This window comes from Salsuginibacillus kocurii DSM 18087 (assembly GCF_000377705.1).
GTDB classification, from domain to species: Bacteria; Bacillota; Bacilli; order Bacillales; family Marinococcaceae; genus Salsuginibacillus; species Salsuginibacillus kocurii.
Map to the genome: position 1 here is coordinate 49,283 of NZ_KB898628.1, position 17,873 is coordinate 67,155.

The following is a 17,873-nucleotide window of genomic DNA, read 5'->3' on the forward strand; positions in this document are numbered from 1 at the left end:
TGAACAGGAGTGACAGCGTTAGAAATTAAAAATCACGATGGGCGTGGCGCTTTCACTTGCGTTAATTAAAAATGAAGAGGTGAAGCAGATGACGACCAAGTCATCTTCTAACAATCAAAAACAGACAAGACGGTGGGGAAGCCACCGTCTTGTTCGCGTCGCCTTATTCGTTTTGTTTGGTCTCATTTTGTATGCTGCTCTTGTCGGTCATGTGAAACCTGAGCAATTACAGATTACGTTATCTGAAGAGGCTCCAGAAGATATTCGAGCTCCACTTACAGTAGAAAATGAAAGCGCTACGGAACAGCGGAGAGAAGAAGCGTTAAACAATGTAGAACCAGTATATGTTCATCAATCTCACTATGCTAGAACACAGGTAGAACGGTTAAGTGACATCTTCGGATTAATTGAACAAAAACGAGAACAAGAAGAGGAAGTAGAGCCCGCTTCTGCAACTGACACGGTAGACGAGCTTAATGAAGCATTGTCTAGTCAGACGCGGCCTGTATTGGATGAAGAGATGGTCGACGTATTGTTAGAGGTAAATGAGCGCTCTTTCCAAATGGGCCGTGAAGCTGCAAAAAATGCAGTGTATGAAATCATGGAACAACAAATTCCAGTCGATGAAGTTCAAGAAGCAAGAGATAATGTGGAAAATAAAATTGCGTTAACGACAGTGAGCTCTGACCTTTACGATGTCGTTGTTGAGCTGGCACAATTTGCAGTGATTGCCAATTATATATATGATGATGAAGCAACTGAAGAAGCGCGCAGCACTGCACAAGAGCAAGTAGAGCCGGTTTTGATACGAGAAGGCGAGTTGATTGTGCGCGAAGGGGAACTAGTTGACCATGAAATCTATGAAGAACTAAGTCTCACTGGACTAACGGAAGATTCATTTCCATTTTTTCCTTATATTGGTCTAGCGTTGTTTGTTTTTTTAGTATTGGGAATGTATAGTTTTTATATTACTCAAGCCAACACGACGCTCCGCTCAACTAATAGTCACTTATTGATGTTTATACTTATTTTTACTGTAACGCTTATGCTTATGAAATTGACAAGCCGGTTTGAAGGGTTGGAGGCAGCTTCCACGCACTGGGTGGTGCCAGCTGCTCTAGGTTCGATGTTAATGACGCATCTATTGTCTTATCGAATAGCTTTGTTTTCTAGTATATTTTTAGCCTTGTGTGCCACTATCATTTTTAACGGAGAAGCTGTGGGGACATTTCATTTCACTGTAGGGGTGTATGTATTGTTCAGCTGTTTTGCTGGCATTTTCTTTCTTGGCAAAACGCCCCGTGTGATGAAGGTGCTGAAAGCAGGGCTTTTTGTCTCTCTTGTTAATATTGTCAGTTTGCTTGCTCTGGAAATGATAAAAGGCGGACAGCAGTCTTGGATAGCATATGGACCAGAGCTTGGCTTTGCCTTTTTATCTGGTTTTTTAGCAGCTGTCTTGACGCTCGGGTTAATGCCTTTTTTTGAAACGGGTTTTGGCATTCTTTCAACCAATCGTCTGCTCGAGCTTTCCAACCCAAACCAGCCCGAGTTACGCAAAATTTTATTGGAAGCACCAGGAACCTATCATCATAGTGTAATGGTGGCCAATTTGGCAGAAGCAGCAGCTGAAGCCATCGGAGCTAATGGACTGGTAACAAGAGTCGGTGCCTATTATCATGATATTGGCAAAACCAAACGGCCTCGTTTTTTCATTGAGAACCAAATGGGAGGTCGGAACCCTCATGACTATATATCTCCGACGTTAAGCCGGACTCTTATTATTGCGCACCCTTATGATGGGGCTGATATGTTACGAAAAGCAAAAATGCCAAAAGAAATTATTGATATAGCTGAACAGCACCATGGTACTACACTTGTAAAATATTTTTACCATAAACAACATGAAAAAAATGGAGAGGCTAGTGAGGAAGCTTTCCGTTATCCTGGGCCAAAAGCAAAATCCAAAGAAGCCGCAATCGTCGGGGTTGCAGATGGCGTGGAAGCTGCGGTGCGTTCATTAAAGCAGCCTAGCGCAGAGGAAGTACAAAAACTAATTAAAAACATCATTTCAGCCAGGTTGGAAGATGGTCAATTTAATGAATGTGACCTTACGATGAGCGAGTTAAATATTGTCGCTACAACAATATATGAAACGCTTTTAGGAACATTTCACTCACGTATAGAATATCCAGATGAAGCAAAAGGAGAGAAATGACCATGTATACGATCGATTTACATGATGAAACAAACACATTGGAAGAACAAATTACAACCTTGGTGGCAGACTTATTAAAACATTGCTGTGCTTATGAAAAGGTTCCATCGGGCTCAGAGCTTTCTGTTACGTTTGTTTCAGATGAAAGCATTCAGGAATTGAACTGGACGTACCGCGAGAAAGACGCACCTACAGATGTACTTTCTTTTGCTTTAAATGAAGGTGAAGAGGAAGCATTAAATGTAGATCAGGATATACCAGATTTATTGGGTGACATTGTGATTTCTGTCCCTAGAGCAAAACAGCAGGCCGAAGAATACGGGCACTCCTTTGAACGAGAACTCGGTTTTCTAGCCGTTCACGGTTTTTTGCATCTGTTAGGGTATGACCATGAAACCGAAGCAGAGGAAAAGGAGATGTTTGCCCGCCAGAAAGATATTTTAGAAGCGTATAACCTTGGACGATAAAGGAAGAAGGGGGTGGAGGCGCCTGCTGGCCTCCTTTGTATTCGCTGGCCGAGGTTTTACTCACGTGGTTAAAAAAGAGCAAAATATGCAAATACATTTGCTACTCTCTTGTATTGTAATTTTAGCTGCTTTTTTTCTTGACGTGAACGAAGCCCATTACCCCGTTCTGATTCTATTAATTGGCGGAATGATTGCTCTTGAGACGATGAATACAGCCATTGAACGAACGGTGGACCTGGTGACTAGTGAATATCACCCGATCGCTAAGCTTGCCAAAGATATTGCCGCAGCGGCTGTGCTTATTTATAGTATCACGGCGCTGATTGTAGGCTATATCATTTTTTACGAACCCATCCTGCAATGGTTCTCGAGCAGGTAACAATAGAGGAGCTGAGAATATTGACGAATGAACAAATAATCGAACAAGCCAAGCAAGCAAGAAGCTTTGCCTATGTCCCGTATTCCAAATTTCAAGTAGGAGCGGCTCTCCTTACTAAAGAGGGTACGGTTTATACTGGAAGTAACGTAGAAAACGCTTCATACGGGTTATCAAACTGCGCAGAACGCACTGCTATTTTTAAAGCAGTATCTGAAGGTGCTTCGGCCTTTGAAAGCATCGCGGTAGTAGCCGATACTGAAGAACCTGTATCTCCGTGTGGTGCTTGCCGCCAAGTACTAACTGAATTCTTGAACAGTGATGCACCTGTCATTTTAAGTAACCTTCATGGAGCTACGTTAACTACTACTGTAGGTGAACTGTTGCCGGGGGCTTTTGAAGCGGGGGATTTTCATGAGTGATCGCTCGTTTGTTTCAGGATTTGCTGCCTTGGTTGGAAGACCAAATGTAGGTAAGTCAACGTTGTTAAACGAAGTATTAGGGTATAAATTGGCAATCATGAGTGATAAAGCACAGACCACGAGAAACAGAATACAAGGTGTTTATACAAGTGAGGAAGCTCAGATTATATTTCTGGACACGCCAGGGATCCATAAACCAAAACATAAACTTGGAGATTTTATGGTGCAAACTGCCGTCCAAACCTTCAGTGAAGTGGATGTCGTATTATTTCTGGCAGATGCCACAGAAAAGTTTGGGCCGGGAGAAGAATATATTTTGTCTTTGCTTGAAAAAAGCAAAACCCCTGTGTTCTTAGTTATTAATAAAATTGACCTCGTCCATCCCGACGATTTGCTGCTGAAAATTGATGATTATCGCAAACGGTTTAATTTTACTGAAGTCGTTCCAGTCTCTGCCCTTAACGGAAATAATGTGGATACACTAATGACACAAATTCAGTCTTACATGGAAGAAGGTCCACAATTTTACCCGGACGACCACATAACCGACCAGCCTGAGCGGTTTATTGTGGCTGAGTTTATTCGAGAAAAGGTGCTTCATTTTACAAGAGAAGAAATTCCACACTCTGTTGCTGTTTATATCGATGAATTAACGAAGCGAGAGGAAGGCGCTGTATATATAGGAGCGACCATCCATGTAGAAAGAAAGTCTCAAAAAGGAATAATTATCGGTAAGCAAGGCAGCATGCTAAAAGAGATCGGCAAGCATGCCAGAGAAGATATTGAAGCATTATTTGGCACAAAAGTGTATATTGAGTTATTTGTACGCGTTACAGAAAACTGGCGGAACAGCCAGCGACATTTAAATGAATACGGATACCGAGAAGAATAATTAGTTGCTTTGTTGAGCCTCCGTGGGTTACAAAGAAGATGTTTGACAACGGATGAGGGTGGGAAGAGTTAAATAAGTTAAAAACAACTGTCAAATATTCCATCACATCAAACCATCATCAAATGAGAAATCTAAAACCTAGAATCACATTCATAAGGAGTGTTCAGCTTATGTTAGAATTCTCTTGGAAAGTATTCACAGAAACAGGGAATATTGATGCGTATTTATTGCATAAAGAAATGGAACGCGAAGATAAAGAAATGGATGAACCGTTTAAGGAGTTAGAACTAGAAGAAATGGATCATTAATAAAGATGGACGTGTAGGCTTATGATGAATAAGGTAGAAGGTATTGTCCTACGAACAGTTGATTATGGAGAGTCACATATTATTGTGCATCTACTGACAAAAGAAGCAGGAAGAATGGCGTTTATGGCTAGAGGGGCAAAAAAACCAAAAAGCCAGTTAGCATCTTCTGCTCAACTGTTCATTCATGGCACTTATCTTTATAAAGGCAGCGGTGGCAAAGGGATCAAAACCCTCATTCAAGCTGAGGTTGAACAATCTTTTCGATCAATCCGCAGTGATATTTTAAAGACAGCATATGCGACCTACATGATGGAATTAATGGAAAAATTAATTGATGAGAATAGTTCTAACCCTGCCTTATTTCGCCTTTTGCATGAAATGTTACTTCGAATGGAAGAAGGAAAGGACCCTGAAGTATTGGTGCGCATGTTTGATTTAAAAATGACTGACGTAGCCGGGATACGCCCTGAGCTAGATGCTTGTACTTCCTGCGGCCGGACGGAAGGAACATTTCATTTTTCCGTCTCGGGTGCAGGATTTTTATGCGACCAATGTTTTCATAAGGATCCGTACCGTCTCCGCATCTCGAAGAAAACGGTACAGCTCCTTAGAACACTGTATTACGTAGACCTTCGGCGTTTAGGTTCTATTGAATTAAAACAAGAAACAAAGCAAGAACTAAAGTGGGTGCTAGAAAGTTATTATGATACGTATTCCGGCGTGTTTTTAAAATCAAAACGTTTCTTGGAGCAAATGGAGCGGCTGAACTTCGATTAATAGAGATTCTTGACAGATAGCTTTTCTTTTCGTATGATTCTACATACGTTGAAATTGTGCTGCTACATATTAAAGTGATGAGCTGCACGGACCGACTTACAATTTTTGGCTGTTAACTGATTAACAAATACGTGCAATGAAAGAAAGTAGTACTTATTCTCTCAATCGTTAGCGAGCACGGGATGGTGGAAGCCGTGTGTTTGACAATAAGGAAGGCGTTCTTGAGCACACGATGAAAAAAGAGGTTTAGTCTATTGATTATAGTAGGCTGAACAAGTAGGGTGGAACCGCGGATCATCCGTCCCTACGTCTTATCATGAGACGTAGGGGCGGTTTTTATTTTGGCTGTTTTCATATTCGTTGCAGTTTACACAAAACCTAGGAAAGCGCCTGCCTGCAAGGGAACGAATGTCAAGGAGCCACCCTCATTCAAAAAACAAAGGCTCTGTTAAAGGATACTGTTGATTTTAGAAGTTGAGTGCAGCAGAAGATGTGGGAGGCCTGCGGGAAAGTAGGACAAGTGCCCCCTACAGCTCCAAGCACCAGCAGGGTCTTGCTCAACCTCTGGCAAACGAGCAGTCTGAAGAGAAAATCTGCAATAACACTTTCCAAAGCCTATAGAAAACAGCCTTTTTAAGCAAGTAAATGGCAAAGAAAACAGGAGGAGCGAAGATATGAACGTACAAGATATGATTTTAACGTTACAAAACTTTTGGGCTAAGCAAAACTGCTTGATCATGCAGGCCTATGATGTAGAAAAAGGAGCGGGAACCTTAAATCCGATGACTTTTTTAAAAAGTATTGGTCCGGAGCCGTGGAATGTAGCATATGTTGAACCGTCCCGCCGTCCTGCTGACGGCAGATACGGCGATAATCCAAATCGTCTTTATCAACATCACCAGTTTCAAGTTATTATGAAACCTTCTCCGAAAAACATTCAGGAGCTATACTTACAAAGCCTTGAAGAGCTTGGCATTAACCCAAAAGAACACGATATTCGCTTTGTGGAAGATAATTGGGAGCACCCTGCTTTAAGCGCATGGGGACTTGGCTGGGAAGTCTGGCTTGATGGAATGGAAATCACTCAGTTTACTTATTTTCAACAGGTTGGCGGATTGGAAGCAGAGCCAGTCTCAGCAGAAATCACATACGGGATAGAACGTCTTGCTTCTTATATTCAAGACACTGAGAATGTCTTTGACCTCGAGTGGGTAGATGGATTCACGTACGGTGACGTGTTCTATCAACCGGAATATGAACATTCTAAGTATACGTTCGAACTTGCAGACCATGATATGCTCTTCCATTCCTTTGAAGCTTCCGAAAAAGAAGCAAAACGGGCCTTGGAAGAAAACCTCGTATTTCCAGCCTATGATTATGTTTTGAAGTGTTCGCATATCTTTAACTTGCTCGATGCTGGTGGAGCAATTTCTGTTACTGAGCGCACAGGTTATATTACGCGTGTTCGTAATTTAGCAAGAGCGTGTGCCAAAGCTTATTATGAAGAACGAAAGCGATTGGATTTCCCGATGTTGAAAGACAAGGAGGCAGCTTGTGATGAGTAAAGCACCGTTTTTACTTGAAATTGGTTTAGAAGAAATGCCTGCTCGGTTTGTAACTGGCGCAATGCAGCAGTTACAAGAACGAGTAGAAGAGTTTTTACAACAAGAGCAACTTGGGTATGAATCGATTGAAGCCTATTCAACTCCGCGCCGTTTAGCGGTAATTGTTAAAGGGTTGGATACGAAACAAGCTGATGTGGTTGAAGAAGCAAGAGGACCTTCGAAAGAAATTGCACTTGATGAGGACGGTGAATGGTCAAAAGCAGCCATCGGTTTTTCGAAAGGTAAAGGCGCTTCCCTTGATGACCTAGAGATTAAAGAAACAGAAAATGGGGAGTACGTTTTTGTCCGTGTCGAAAAGAAAGGAAAAGATACGGCCGTACTTCTTCAACAGATGCAAGACGTGATTACAAGCATGACCTTTCCTAAAAATATGCGCTGGGGCCATTACTCGCTCCGATTTGTGCGGCCGATTCACTGGATTGCAGCTATCTTTGCTGACAGCGTAATTCCATTTGAAATCACGGATGTAAAGACAAGCCGTCAATCGTACGGTCATCGTTTTCTCGGCACAGCTGTTGAAATTACGGATGTGGAAGCATACCGGGAAACCCTGTTGCAAGAGCATGTGCTGGCTCATCCTGAAGAACGTAAAAAAGCGATTGTTCAGCAAATTAATATGATTGAAGAGGAACAAGGCTGGCAGGTTCCAATGGATGATGAGTTATTAGAAGAAGTGAACAACCTGGTTGAATACCCCACCGCTTTGTTTGGACAATATGAGGAATCGTTTTTGGAACTACCAAAAGACGTCTTGATTACTTCGATGAAGGAACATCAACGCTATTTTCCAGTAGAAGACAAGAATGGCACCCTTCTTCCTTATTTTGTTACCGTACGAAACGGAGACCATGAACATTTGGAAAATGTCCAAAAAGGCAATGAAAAAGTACTTACAGCAAGGCTGCAAGATGCCATGTTTTTCTATCAAGAGGACTTGAAGCTAAACATTGATGAGACCACGAACAAGCTTGATCACATTGTCTACCATGAAGAGTTGGGCTCAGTAGGGGACAAAGTACGGCGCATCCAAACGTTAGCAAAAAGTTATGCTGATGCCTTTCAGGCAGATGAAAAAGAACAAGAAGTTGCCCAACGCACAGCTGCGATTGCTAAATTTGACCTTGTTACCTATATGGTGGACGAGTTTTCCGAACTGCAGGGTAGAATGGGCGAAGTCTATGCTTTAAAAGCAGGGGAAGCAGAAGAAGTAGCCATAGCTATTAATGAACATTACATGCCTCGTTCTGCCGGAGATACACCAGCTCAGTCGAGAGCGGGAGCGATTGTAAGTGTAGCTGACAAAATGGATACGATTGTAACGAGTTTCTCCATCGGCTTAAAACCGACCGGTTCTCAAGATCCGTATGCGCTCAGGCGCCAAGCAGCTGGGATAGTGCAAACGCTACTGTTTCATGAAGTGCCAGCTGATTTAGGTGATTTGGTAAGCGAAGCGATCCAAATAGCGAAAACTAATGGAATTGAAATTGCAGACGCTGCCAACTTGCAGGAGGAAATCGAGGAATTTTTCCGGATGCGCATCAAAAATCAATTGTTAGATACGGGCATTCGTTATGATGTAATCGATTCGATTCTTGCCAAAAAAATAAAAAGAGTCGATGTTCTTCAGGCTGCCGCTCAATTTTTAAATGAAAAAGCAAATGATCCAGCGTTTAAGCGGACGGTTGAAGCGTTAAGCCGCGTTACAAATATCGCGAAAAACACTGCGCTTGAAGAAGCTGTGATTTCTAGAGATCTTTTTGAACAGAACGAAGAAATAGTATTGTATGAAAGTTACTTGCAAGTGCAAGCTGAACTCCCAGCAGCTATGAAACGATCAGACATTGCTAGTGCTTACTTAACACTTGAACAGTTGGTACCAGTTATTGATAACTACTTTGAAGAAATTATGGTAATGAGTGACAATGAAGCATTGAAAAACAACCGCCTTGCTCTCATGGCTCATTTATCCGTTTTAATTCAGTCTTTCGCTGACTTTAGAAAGCTAGTGTTGACTTCAACTTAATGTGTCGCCTTTTGTAAACTGGTGATGTTGAAGGCGTCGTAATTTGAATCCTGAAGCAAAGTGTGGAGAGCTTAGATGTGTCTGCTCTCCCACTCATGTGGTATAGCTTGAGGCTATCGCCAATAGTTTAGGCCAGAGCCGATCTACAAATAAGAAAACCATTAGGTGGTCTAAAGATTTAGCGGGGAAAAATAGCAACAACAGAGTATTGATTAATGGACATTGGTTGTAGTAGTTATAAGCATGTGCCAATAGAGTATAACGCTTCGCATTTTTGCCAACTGCAGAAGTGAGTAGTTTGCAAACGCACTTCGGCTGTGCTGCGCAGGTGTAGAAAACTTAGTGCATGTGGTCAAGGCGCCTCCGCTTTTCGTTGTCCAGCTACGGGCGTTAGCGGCTTGCAATCGCTTCTGTACCGCGCTGCGGCGGCGCCAGCCGCCTCGGCGGTTAAGAGGCGTGCAGCGCCGCTGCTCAAACGCCCTCCGCTTTTCTTGTTTCCCTTTAGGGTTCATTCGTATATAATATATTGGAAATAGCATAACACATTAGGTGTGTTAGCAAGGCGGTGAGACTCATCGAACTGACAGACCGGCAAGAATATATATTAGAAATTGTTAAAGCTGAAGGACCTATTACCGGAGAACACATTGCTGAGAAGTTATCTCTTACCCGGGCCACCCTGCGTCCGGATTTAGCTATTTTAACAATGGCAGGATTTTTAGATGCCAGACCTAGGGTAGGTTATTATTTTACCGGCAAAAAGGGATCGGAATTATTAACTGAACGTGTCAAGCAGATTCATGTCAACGAATATCAATCGATACCTGTTGTCGTCAACGAATCTGCCTCAGTTTATGATGCGATTTGTACGATGTTTTTAGAAGATGTGGGCACATTATTTGTAGTTGATAAGGAATCACTTCTTGTAGGTGTTTTGTCCCGGAAAGATTTGCTGCGGGCAAGCATCGGAAAACAGGATTTAGAAAGTGTTCCTGTTTCAATTATCATGACACGCTCTCCAAATTTAACAGTATGCAAAAAAGACGATCTGATGTTAGAAATTGCGAATAAGTTGATTGAAAAGCAGATAGATGCTCTACCCGTTGTCCGTGAACGTGAGGACAAAGGATATGAAGTTATTGGCCGAGTAACAAAAACGAATGTTACCAAATTGTTGGTAGATATCGCTAATGATGAATGGGGCCAGACTGATCAATATTAACGGGGGTGAGAAGTGAATGGATGAATTAGGTGAACAAGTAATCGTTTATGTCGTTTCAGATTCGGTTGGAGAAACCGCTGAACTAGTGGTAAAAGCAGCTGCCAGCCAGTTTGGAAACGGGAAAATGGATATTAGAAGGATTCCATATGTAGAGGATGAAGCGACGCTAGAAGAAGTAGTGAAGCTGGCTAAAGAAACAAAGGCTATGATTGCTTTCACACTTGTTATTCCTGAACGCCGTGAGTATCTAATGAATCGAGCTGGTGCTGAAGGAATTGAAGTGGTTGATATTTTGGGCCCAGTTCTAGAGCCAATGGTTAAACTTACTGGTGTGGATTCTCAAAATGAACCAGGATTAGTGTATAAATTAGATGAAGATTACTTTAGGAAAGTGGAAGCCATTGAATTTGCGGTGAAGTATGATGACGGCAGGGACCCCCGCGGTATTTTGCGTGCTGATATTGTACTAATCGGTGTTTCTAGAACTTCAAAAACTCCTCTTTCTCAGTACCTGGCTCATAAACGGCTAAAAGTAGCCAATGTACCACTTGTGCCAGAACTGGACCCGCCTGAGGAATTGTTTAAGATTGCACCGGAAAAATGTATTGGCTTGCGGATCAGCCCTGAAAAGTTAAATGATATCCGGACCGAACGCCTTCGTTCGTTAGGGTTAAAACAAGAAGCAAACTATGCGAGCATGGAACGGATCAAAACTGAACTGGATTATTCGGAGAAAGTGATGGAACGGATTGGCTGCACAGTGGTAGATGTTTCTCATAAAGCAGTCGAGGAGACAGCGAATTTAATTTCGAATATGATAGTAAAGAGTAAGCAGAATTAATTTTTAATAGATTTTTATAGTCAAACTCCTTTTCATCTTATATAATAGAGTATTGTGCTGAGATTTTAGCAAGCAAGATATTTATTACGTGAAAACTTTTATATTTTGAGAATTTGAAAATAAAAAAGGAGATTGTCTGTTTTTGTAGAACGTTCAGTTTAGCCCCTTTTGTTCAAGGGAGCAGCCAATGGTTGGTGAATACAACCACTATGATCTTTATCCGTCTTTATATATTAGTTGCTATGCTTTAGCGAACACGGGGGAAGAGGGTGATGACCCTTGGCACAGCGTATACCAGAAGAAACAATCGAAGAAATACGGACAAGTGCTGATATTGTCGAAGTGGTCAATGAGTATGTGCAGTTAACCAAACAAGGTCGGAATTATACAGGACTCTGCCCTTTTCACGGGGAAAATACGCCTTCTTTTTCTGTTTCATCGGACCGCCAGCTTTATCATTGTTTTGGCTGTGGAGCTGGTGGGAATGTTATTAACTTTATAATGGAAAGTGAAGGAATTTCATTTATCGAGGCCATTCAGCTGTTAGCGGAGAAGACCGGTGTATCACTGCCTGAAACGATAGCTGCTGCTAAAGAAGGAAATGATTCTGGTCATCAAGCAATGCTTGATGGACATGAACTTGCGGCAAGGTTTTATCATCATATTTTGATGAACACCAACCAAGGACAAGAAGCCTATGACTACTTATTAAGTCGAGGTGTGTCCGAGGATATGATGAAGCATTTTCAAATTGGATATGCTCCTGCCCAGCATCAAGCTTTAACTGCCCTTCTGGAAAAAAGAGAGTATAAATTAGCTGAGATGAAAGAAGCTGGGCTTGTGATGCAATCCGAGTCTTCCGGCGAGTACTTTGACCGGTTTATAGGGAGAATTATATTTCCTATACAAAATGGAAAAGGGAAAGTTATTGCTTTTGGCGGAAGGACCTTAACGAATGATGGGCCCAAGTATTTAAACAGTTCTGAGTCAGCGATTTTTAAAAAAAATGAAACCTTGTATGGCCTCGCAGCTGCTCGTCCCTTTATCCGAAAGCACAACCTGGCCGTTTTATTTGAAGGGTACATGGATGTGATAGCAGCTTCTAGTGCGGGTATTAACACGGGGATTGCGACTTTAGGAACTTCTTTAACAGAACAGCAGGCAAGAACTATACGGCGGAACAGTGAAGAAGTGACAGTGTGTTACGACGGAGATGAGGCTGGGATAACAGCTGCAATCAAGGCAGCAACTCTTCTCGAAGCAGAAGGCTGTAAAGTTCGAGTTGCTTTGCTAGAAGATGGCGAAGACCCTGATGATTTCATTCAAAAAGCTGGACCGGAACGATTCAAGCAAGAAATTATTGAAGCAGCTGTTCCGGTAATGACGTTTAAAATGAACGTGCTGAGACGGAATAAAAATTTAAAAAATGAAGGGGAACGCTTAGCTTATATCGAAGAAGTCCTCGGAGAGCTGACCAACATTCAAGGAGCTGTGGAACGGGAACATTATATGCGGCAGCTTGCTGAGGAATTTTCTCTCTCGCTTGAAGCACTTAAACATGAACAATCCCGCTTGTATCGTAAAAAGAAAAGGCAACAAAATGAAAATGTTGCATATGAATCAGCTGAGAAGCGTTCTTTTTCTTTTAAAGAAACAAAGCTTCGGTCAGCCTTTGAAAACGCAGAACGATATTTATTGGCGCATATGATGAATTCCTATTCGATAACAAAAACTGTTGAAAAGGAAGTCGGGGCTGAGTTTAATGTGGAAGAATACGCAGCGCTGGCTGTATATCTATATGGCTATTATGGCCGGGGATTAGAGCCGGACCCTGCTCACTTTATCCACTCAATTAATGATGAGGAATTAACCAGGTTGGCAACTGAACTAGCCATGATTGAAATCCCAGATCATATAACCGATGACGAACTTATGGACTATATGAAGAAGATTAAGAATTACCCAAAATGGGTAGAAATAGAACAAAAAGAAAAAGAAATGCGCGAAGCGGAACGAAAAAATGATGTAACCACAGCGTTATATATAGCAAATGAAGTAATAAGTTTGCGCAAAGAACTCACGTATTGAATGATAAATGCTGTAAAGTGACACGCTGAGGATTAGTGTATGAATAGAGAGCCTCTTTATTTAGCTTGTAGTGATATAGAGAAGTAAGTCGTGTGAAGAATGGAAGGAGGGGATCCTTTGGCAGAGAAACCAATGCGCCCTTTGGCGGAAGGCGAAATGTCAATTGATCAAGTGAAAGAGCAGCTTGTGGAAATGGGTAAAAAGCGGGGTGTGCTCACCTACGCTGAAATCACAGAGAAACTAGCTCCGTACGATCAAGACTCAGAACAAATGGATGAATTTTTTGAGTTTCTTGGTGAGCAAGGCGTGGATATATTAAACGAAGGCGAAGAAGTTCCAAGCATGGAACAGGTTGCGAAAGAAGAGGACGAGCTCGACTTGAATGATTTAAGCGTGCCGCCCGGAATTAAAATCAATGATCCCGTTCGTATGTATTTAAAAGAGATTGGCCGGGTTCACCTCCTTTCGGCGAAAGAGGAGATTGAGCTTGCCCAGCGAATCGAAGAAGGAGACGAAGAGGCCAAACGCAGGCTGGCAGAAGCAAACCTTCGTCTTGTAGTAAGTATTGCAAAGCGTTATGTTGGACGCGGCATGTTGTTTTTGGATTTAATTCAGGAAGGGAACATGGGCCTTATTAAAGCAGTTGAGAAATTCGACTATAACAAAGGTTATAAATTCAGTACGTATGCCACCTGGTGGATACGCCAGGCTATTACCCGTGCAATTGCCGATCAGGCGCGTACCATTCGAATTCCTGTGCATATGGTCGAAACGATTAATAAGTTAATCCGTGTTCAGCGCCAGCTTCTTCAAGACTTAGGTCGTGAACCAACACCGGAGGAAGTTTCTGAAGAGATGGACTTAACTCCTGATAAGGTACGGGAAATCCTCAAAATTGCCCAGGAACCTGTTTCCTTGGAAACGCCGATAGGTGAAGAAGACGATTCTCATTTAGGTGACTTTATTGAAGACCAAGAAGCACTTGCTCCATCTGATGCAGCTGCGTATGAGTTATTAAAAGAACAACTAGAAGATGTACTAGATACCCTCACTGACCGTGAAGAAAATGTTCTGCGACTTCGCTTTGGTCTAGATGATGGCAGGACTAGAACGCTGGAAGAGGTAGGTAAAGTCTTTGGAGTCACTCGCGAACGGATTCGTCAAATTGAAGCTAAAGCTTTACGCAAGTTACGTCATCCAAGCCGCAGCAAACGTTTAAAAGATTTTATGGAATAACTCCATCGTACAGGTCCCTCCTTTAACATGGAGGGGCCTTTTTCATTTCATGTTTATCTTAAAAAGTGATAACCATATCAGATGGCAAGGGACTCAAAGTATAGCTATTAAATATCTACCCTTGCTATAAATAAGATTGTACAAGCAGCTATACTGTAAACAAGTCAGCTAAACATAGGAAGTAGTTGGTCAGCCGCGGCTGATTGTTTCAGGTGAGGAGGCTTAAAATGTAATGGATGAACGTAAACAAATCGTGATCGATGAAATCAAATACTGGAAACAAAATCATCTATTGCCTTCAGAATACTGTGATTTTTTATTGATGCTCTACTCTGAAGGAGAAGAAACCTCTGCTATTGATTCTAGCGATGAAGCAAGAGATAAGAAAGTTTATAGTTGGTTTCATCTGCTTTGGCTTACCTGTTCAATCTTTTTTGTAATAAGTGCGGTAGTCGTAACGGTTGGTATCATCTATTTTACTGAATTTTCCATGTTAGTGCAAATTCTTTTGTCAATAATTTTTGCTAGTGCTGTTCTACTACTTGCGCTGTTCCTGAAAGAGCGATATTTTTTACTTAGCCATTTTTTTATATTTACGTTTGCTCTACTAGTATTTTTGATATCGAGCCACCTCGCTTCTGAATTCTTCCCTCATACACACGCACCAGTACTTATAATCGTAGCGCTGAATTGTATGTCTTGGCTTGCGGCAGGGTGGTATTGGAGGTTAAACTACTTCCTGATTGCCGGCATATTGGGAGTATTATTACTTATTGGTTTTGTAGTTCTTTTATAATCAGACGACTAATCGTGACAAAAAGCGTAAAAACTATAGTTAATGCTTTTCTGCGCTTTGAATTTAAAGTAAAATGAAGACGGAATCAATCCATCCGATTACTTACTTAATACACGGGAGCATAAAGGAGGGAAGACCATGCAAGCAAAGCCACTTATCCCATTTTTCTTAATTGCCGTAATCGGTTTAGTTCTCATGCTATCTCTATCTTTTGTTGGTTTAAACCAACAAGTAGACCCAGATGAAGAAGAGAATGGTGAAGAAAATGGCGAAGATACAGAAGAGATTGATGACCCAATTGAACTTGGCGAACAAGTCTATGAAGAAAACTGTTTAAGTTGTCATGGAGATAACTTAGAAGGTGCTAGCGGCCCAGGAATTGAAGGCTATGACCATGACGGAACTATTGAAGCCATTGAAGAAGGTCCAGGTTCAATGCCTGATGGCCTGGTAGATGGCGAAGAAGCTGAAGCTGTAGCAGAATACGTAGAGAATTATGAATAGTAGAAACGTATAATAAGAGGGAAAAAGGAGGGGATTTCCCTCCTTTTTCTTATGCCAATCGCTAATAACCAGTATGTTAATAGGTTATGCCAAAAACTGAGTATGGTTTTTTATAAAATAGACGGATTAATGCCTATAAGGGTAAAAACCATATTCGAAAGGAGGTATTCATGTACGTAGAGAACCTGTCCCCTAGGCTACAAGCTATTGCGAAACATATTCCTTCAGGAGCCTTCATAGCTGACATAGGAAGTGATCATGCCCACCTGCCCCTGGCGTTGTGGAGAAGTGAAATTATTTCTCGAGCTATTGCTGGTGAGTATAAACAAGGGCCCTACGCATCGGCTATTCAGAATGTACAACGCTTTGAAGGGGAACAGCAGATTTCAGTACGAAAAGGAAATGGCTTGGAAGTGCTGAGTTCAACGGAAGAGGTGGATGCTGTTATTATCGCTGGAATGGGTGGAGAGTTAATTCGCACGATCCTAAGTGAGGGAAACTCTTCACTGCAAGATGTGAAGAGGCTTGTCTTACAGCCTAATGTGAGTGCTGACTCAGTACGGAGCTGGTTGATAGAGAATGGGTGGGAATTGCAAACGGAAGAAATCATACAAGACGCACCTTATTTTTATGAAATTCTGGTGGCATCACCTGGTCAGCCCGACCGCCCTTATCAGTCCATTAATAAAGAGGCAGCTTTATTACTTGGCCCATACTTAATGAAAGAAAAAAATGCTGCTTTTAAAGCTAAATGGGAAAGGGAATATAAAAATTGGCAACGCGTGCTGGGCGAAATGGAGCATGCTGCAGAGAAAACAACGCAGTTACAAGAAAAACGGGCACGACTGCTAGAAAAAATGAAAATCGTGAAGGAGGTACTTTAATGAGCAAAATTGCGTCCGGTCAAATGATTATTGATCAATTTGAGCGTTTCTCACCACGGCACTTAGCACTAGAAGGAGATCCTGGCGGCTTAATGATTGGTTCTTTAAATCGTCCTGTCCAAAAAGTAATGATCACTCTTGATGTATTAGAAACAGTGGTAGATGAAGCCATTGAAAAAGGTGTCGATTTGATTATAGCCCACCATCCATTGATTTTCAGCCCGGTTTCAAGCATCGATGTGGAAAAAGGACAAGGGCCTGTCATAGAAAAATGCATCAAACATGAGATCAGTGTTTACGCGGCTCATACGAATTTAGATATTACACATGGTGGAGTCAATGACTTATTATCAGCAGCAATTGGTCTTGAAAACACTGAGGTGCTTATCCCCACCTATGAGGAAGACTTAAAGAAAGTAGTGGCTTTTGTGCCGCAGGACCACGTAGAAGAAGTACGTCAAGCTCTAGGAGATGCTGGAGCAGGGCACATTGGTGATTACAGCCATTGTACGTTTTCAACAGATGGGACCGGTACATTTATTCCAGGAGATGAAACGAACCCCTACATCGGAAAACAAGGAGAAATGGAATTTGTTTCGGAAAAACGGATGGAAACAATTGTTCCAGCTCATTTGGAAAAAGAAGTTCTCCGCGCATTAGCGGATGCTCATCCATACGAAGAACCAGCATACGATGTTTATCCATTGGATATAAAAGGGGAAACATTTGGATTAGGCCGGGTAGGAAACTTAAGCACTCAAGAAACGTTGGCCGATTTTGCTGCACGTATTAAAGAGCCGCTCGGTGTATCTCAACTCCGTATGATTGGACCAGAACACGGGACGGTTCAACGGATTGCTGTTTTGGGTGGAGATGGCAATAAATATTGGGAAGATGCGCTTAAAAGTGGAGCTGACGTGTTAATAAGCGGTGATATAAAGTTTCACACAGCTCAGGATGCGCTCATGGCTGGATTGTATATAATTGATGCCGGTCATTACATCGAACATGTCATGAAAGAAGGGGTAAAAAAGCAGCTGCAAACGAGCTTGAGTGAGCTAAACTATGATACGGAAGTTTTTATCTCTGAACGCTCTACCGACCCTTTCAAGATTATATAAATGACATTATTATTTAACTGCAAAGCGATGTAGATAGCAGGTATGCCCGTTCTGCATCAGTATAATGAAGAAGGCA

17 protein-coding genes are annotated in these 17,873 nt (G+C 41.9%); all 17 read left to right on the forward strand.

Features of this window, described 5'->3' with window-relative positions:
• The first annotated feature begins 88 nt into the window (after positions 1–88).
• The 17 genes from D469_RS0112425 to D469_RS0112505 all read left to right on the forward strand — a co-directional run bounded on the left by D469_RS0112425 (position 89) and on the right by D469_RS0112505 (position 17,797).
• Positions 89–2,215 (forward strand): HD family phosphohydrolase, encoded by a 2,127-nt coding sequence (locus tag D469_RS0112425; RefSeq protein WP_026286224.1) that lies wholly within the window; start codon positions 89–91, stop codon positions 2,213–2,215.
• Between the two features lie 2 nt (positions 2,216–2,217).
• Complete coding sequence (gene ybeY / locus D469_RS0112430; RefSeq protein WP_018923721.1) at positions 2,218–2,682, forward strand: rRNA maturation RNase YbeY; 465 nt, start codon at positions 2,218–2,220, stop codon at positions 2,680–2,682.
• The gene (locus D469_RS0112435; protein WP_018923722.1) at positions 2,672–3,061 is read left to right on the forward strand and encodes a diacylglycerol kinase; all 390 of its coding nucleotides are present in this window, start codon (positions 2,672–2,674) and stop codon (positions 3,059–3,061) included. The genes ybeY and D469_RS0112435 overlap by 11 nt, the downstream gene beginning before the upstream one ends.
• Positions 3,062–3,081: 20 nt before the next feature.
• Positions 3,082–3,480, forward strand: coding sequence for a cytidine deaminase (locus D469_RS0112440; protein WP_018923723.1), 399 nt, complete (start codon positions 3,082–3,084; stop codon positions 3,478–3,480).
• Positions 3,473–4,372, forward strand: coding sequence for a GTPase Era (gene era, locus D469_RS0112445; RefSeq protein WP_018923724.1), 900 nt, complete (start codon positions 3,473–3,475; stop codon positions 4,370–4,372). The genes D469_RS0112440 and era overlap by 8 nt, the downstream gene beginning before the upstream one ends.
• A gap of 170 nt (positions 4,373–4,542) precedes the next feature.
• Positions 4,543–4,680 (forward strand): YqzL family protein, encoded by a 138-nt coding sequence (locus D469_RS21695; protein ID WP_018923725.1) that lies wholly within the window; start codon positions 4,543–4,545, stop codon positions 4,678–4,680.
• 21 nt (positions 4,681–4,701) lie between these two features.
• Complete coding sequence (gene recO, locus D469_RS0112455; protein WP_018923726.1) at positions 4,702–5,457, forward strand: DNA repair protein RecO; 756 nt, start codon at positions 4,702–4,704, stop codon at positions 5,455–5,457.
• Positions 5,458–6,131: 674 nt separating this feature from the next.
• Entirely contained in the window at positions 6,132–7,022 is an 891-nt protein-coding gene (glyQ, locus tag D469_RS0112460; RefSeq protein ID WP_018923727.1) for a glycine--tRNA ligase subunit alpha, read from the forward strand.
• Positions 7,015–9,105, forward strand: coding sequence for a glycine--tRNA ligase subunit beta (glyS, locus tag D469_RS0112465; RefSeq protein ID WP_018923728.1), 2,091 nt, complete (start codon positions 7,015–7,017; stop codon positions 9,103–9,105). The genes glyQ and glyS overlap by 8 nt, the downstream gene beginning before the upstream one ends.
• Positions 9,106–9,670: 565 nt before the next feature.
• The gene (ccpN, locus tag D469_RS0112470; protein WP_018923729.1) at positions 9,671–10,327 is read left to right on the forward strand and encodes a transcriptional regulator CcpN; all 657 of its coding nucleotides are present in this window, start codon (positions 9,671–9,673) and stop codon (positions 10,325–10,327) included.
• A 16-nt stretch (positions 10,328–10,343) separates the two neighbouring features.
• A complete protein-coding gene (locus D469_RS0112475) occupies positions 10,344–11,168 on the forward strand; it encodes a pyruvate, water dikinase regulatory protein (RefSeq protein ID WP_018923730.1) in 825 nt (274 codons plus the stop codon).
• 279 nt (positions 11,169–11,447) lie between these two features.
• A complete protein-coding gene (gene dnaG, locus D469_RS0112480) occupies positions 11,448–13,256 on the forward strand; it encodes a DNA primase (protein WP_018923731.1) in 1,809 nt (602 codons plus the stop codon).
• Positions 13,257–13,388: 132 nt separating this feature from the next.
• Positions 13,389–14,492 (forward strand): RNA polymerase sigma factor RpoD, encoded by a 1,104-nt coding sequence (rpoD, locus tag D469_RS0112485; protein WP_205621073.1) that lies wholly within the window; start codon positions 13,389–13,391, stop codon positions 14,490–14,492.
• Between the two features lie 232 nt (positions 14,493–14,724).
• The gene (locus D469_RS0112490; protein ID WP_018923733.1) at positions 14,725–15,288 is read left to right on the forward strand and encodes a hypothetical protein; all 564 of its coding nucleotides are present in this window, start codon (positions 14,725–14,727) and stop codon (positions 15,286–15,288) included.
• A gap of 138 nt (positions 15,289–15,426) precedes the next feature.
• Positions 15,427–15,792, forward strand: a complete 366-nt coding sequence (locus D469_RS0112495) for a c-type cytochrome (RefSeq protein ID WP_018923734.1) — start codon at positions 15,427–15,429, stop codon at positions 15,790–15,792.
• A 170-nt stretch (positions 15,793–15,962) separates the two neighbouring features.
• A complete protein-coding gene (locus tag D469_RS0112500; RefSeq protein WP_018923735.1) occupies positions 15,963–16,676 on the forward strand; it encodes a tRNA (adenine(22)-N(1))-methyltransferase in 714 nt (237 codons plus the stop codon).
• Positions 16,676–17,797 (forward strand): Nif3-like dinuclear metal center hexameric protein, encoded by a 1,122-nt coding sequence (locus tag D469_RS0112505; protein ID WP_018923736.1) that lies wholly within the window; start codon positions 16,676–16,678, stop codon positions 17,795–17,797. The genes D469_RS0112500 and D469_RS0112505 overlap by 1 nt, the downstream gene beginning before the upstream one ends.
• Positions 17,798–17,873: the final 76 nt, after the last annotated feature.

Bases quoted from the DNA above. Each gene is read 5' to 3' on its own strand.
- D469_RS0112425 (WP_026286224.1), top strand. From the start codon at position 89: ATGACGACCAAGTCATCTTCTAACAATCAAAAACAGACAAGACGGTGG.
- ybeY (WP_018923721.1), top strand. From the start codon at position 2,218: ATGTATACGATCGATTTACATGATGAAACAAACACATTGGAAGAACAA.
- era (WP_018923724.1), top strand. From the start codon at position 3,473: ATGAGTGATCGCTCGTTTGTTTCAGGATTTGCTGCCTTGGTTGGAAGA.
- D469_RS21695 (WP_018923725.1), top strand. From the start codon at position 4,543: ATGTTAGAATTCTCTTGGAAAGTATTCACAGAAACAGGGAATATTGAT.
- recO (WP_018923726.1), top strand. From the start codon at position 4,702: ATGATGAATAAGGTAGAAGGTATTGTCCTACGAACAGTTGATTATGGA.
- glyQ (WP_018923727.1), top strand. From the start codon at position 6,132: ATGAACGTACAAGATATGATTTTAACGTTACAAAACTTTTGGGCTAAG.
- glyS (WP_018923728.1), top strand. From the start codon at position 7,015: ATGAGTAAAGCACCGTTTTTACTTGAAATTGGTTTAGAAGAAATGCCT.
- D469_RS0112475 (WP_018923730.1), top strand. From the start codon at position 10,344: ATGGATGAATTAGGTGAACAAGTAATCGTTTATGTCGTTTCAGATTCG.
- rpoD (WP_205621073.1), top strand. From the start codon at position 13,389: ATGCGCCCTTTGGCGGAAGGCGAAATGTCAATTGATCAAGTGAAAGAG.
- D469_RS0112490 (WP_018923733.1), top strand. From the start codon at position 14,725: ATGGATGAACGTAAACAAATCGTGATCGATGAAATCAAATACTGGAAA.
- D469_RS0112495 (WP_018923734.1), top strand. From the start codon at position 15,427: ATGCAAGCAAAGCCACTTATCCCATTTTTCTTAATTGCCGTAATCGGT.
- D469_RS0112500 (WP_018923735.1), top strand. From the start codon at position 15,963: ATGTACGTAGAGAACCTGTCCCCTAGGCTACAAGCTATTGCGAAACAT.
- D469_RS0112505 (WP_018923736.1), top strand. From the start codon at position 16,676: ATGAGCAAAATTGCGTCCGGTCAAATGATTATTGATCAATTTGAGCGT.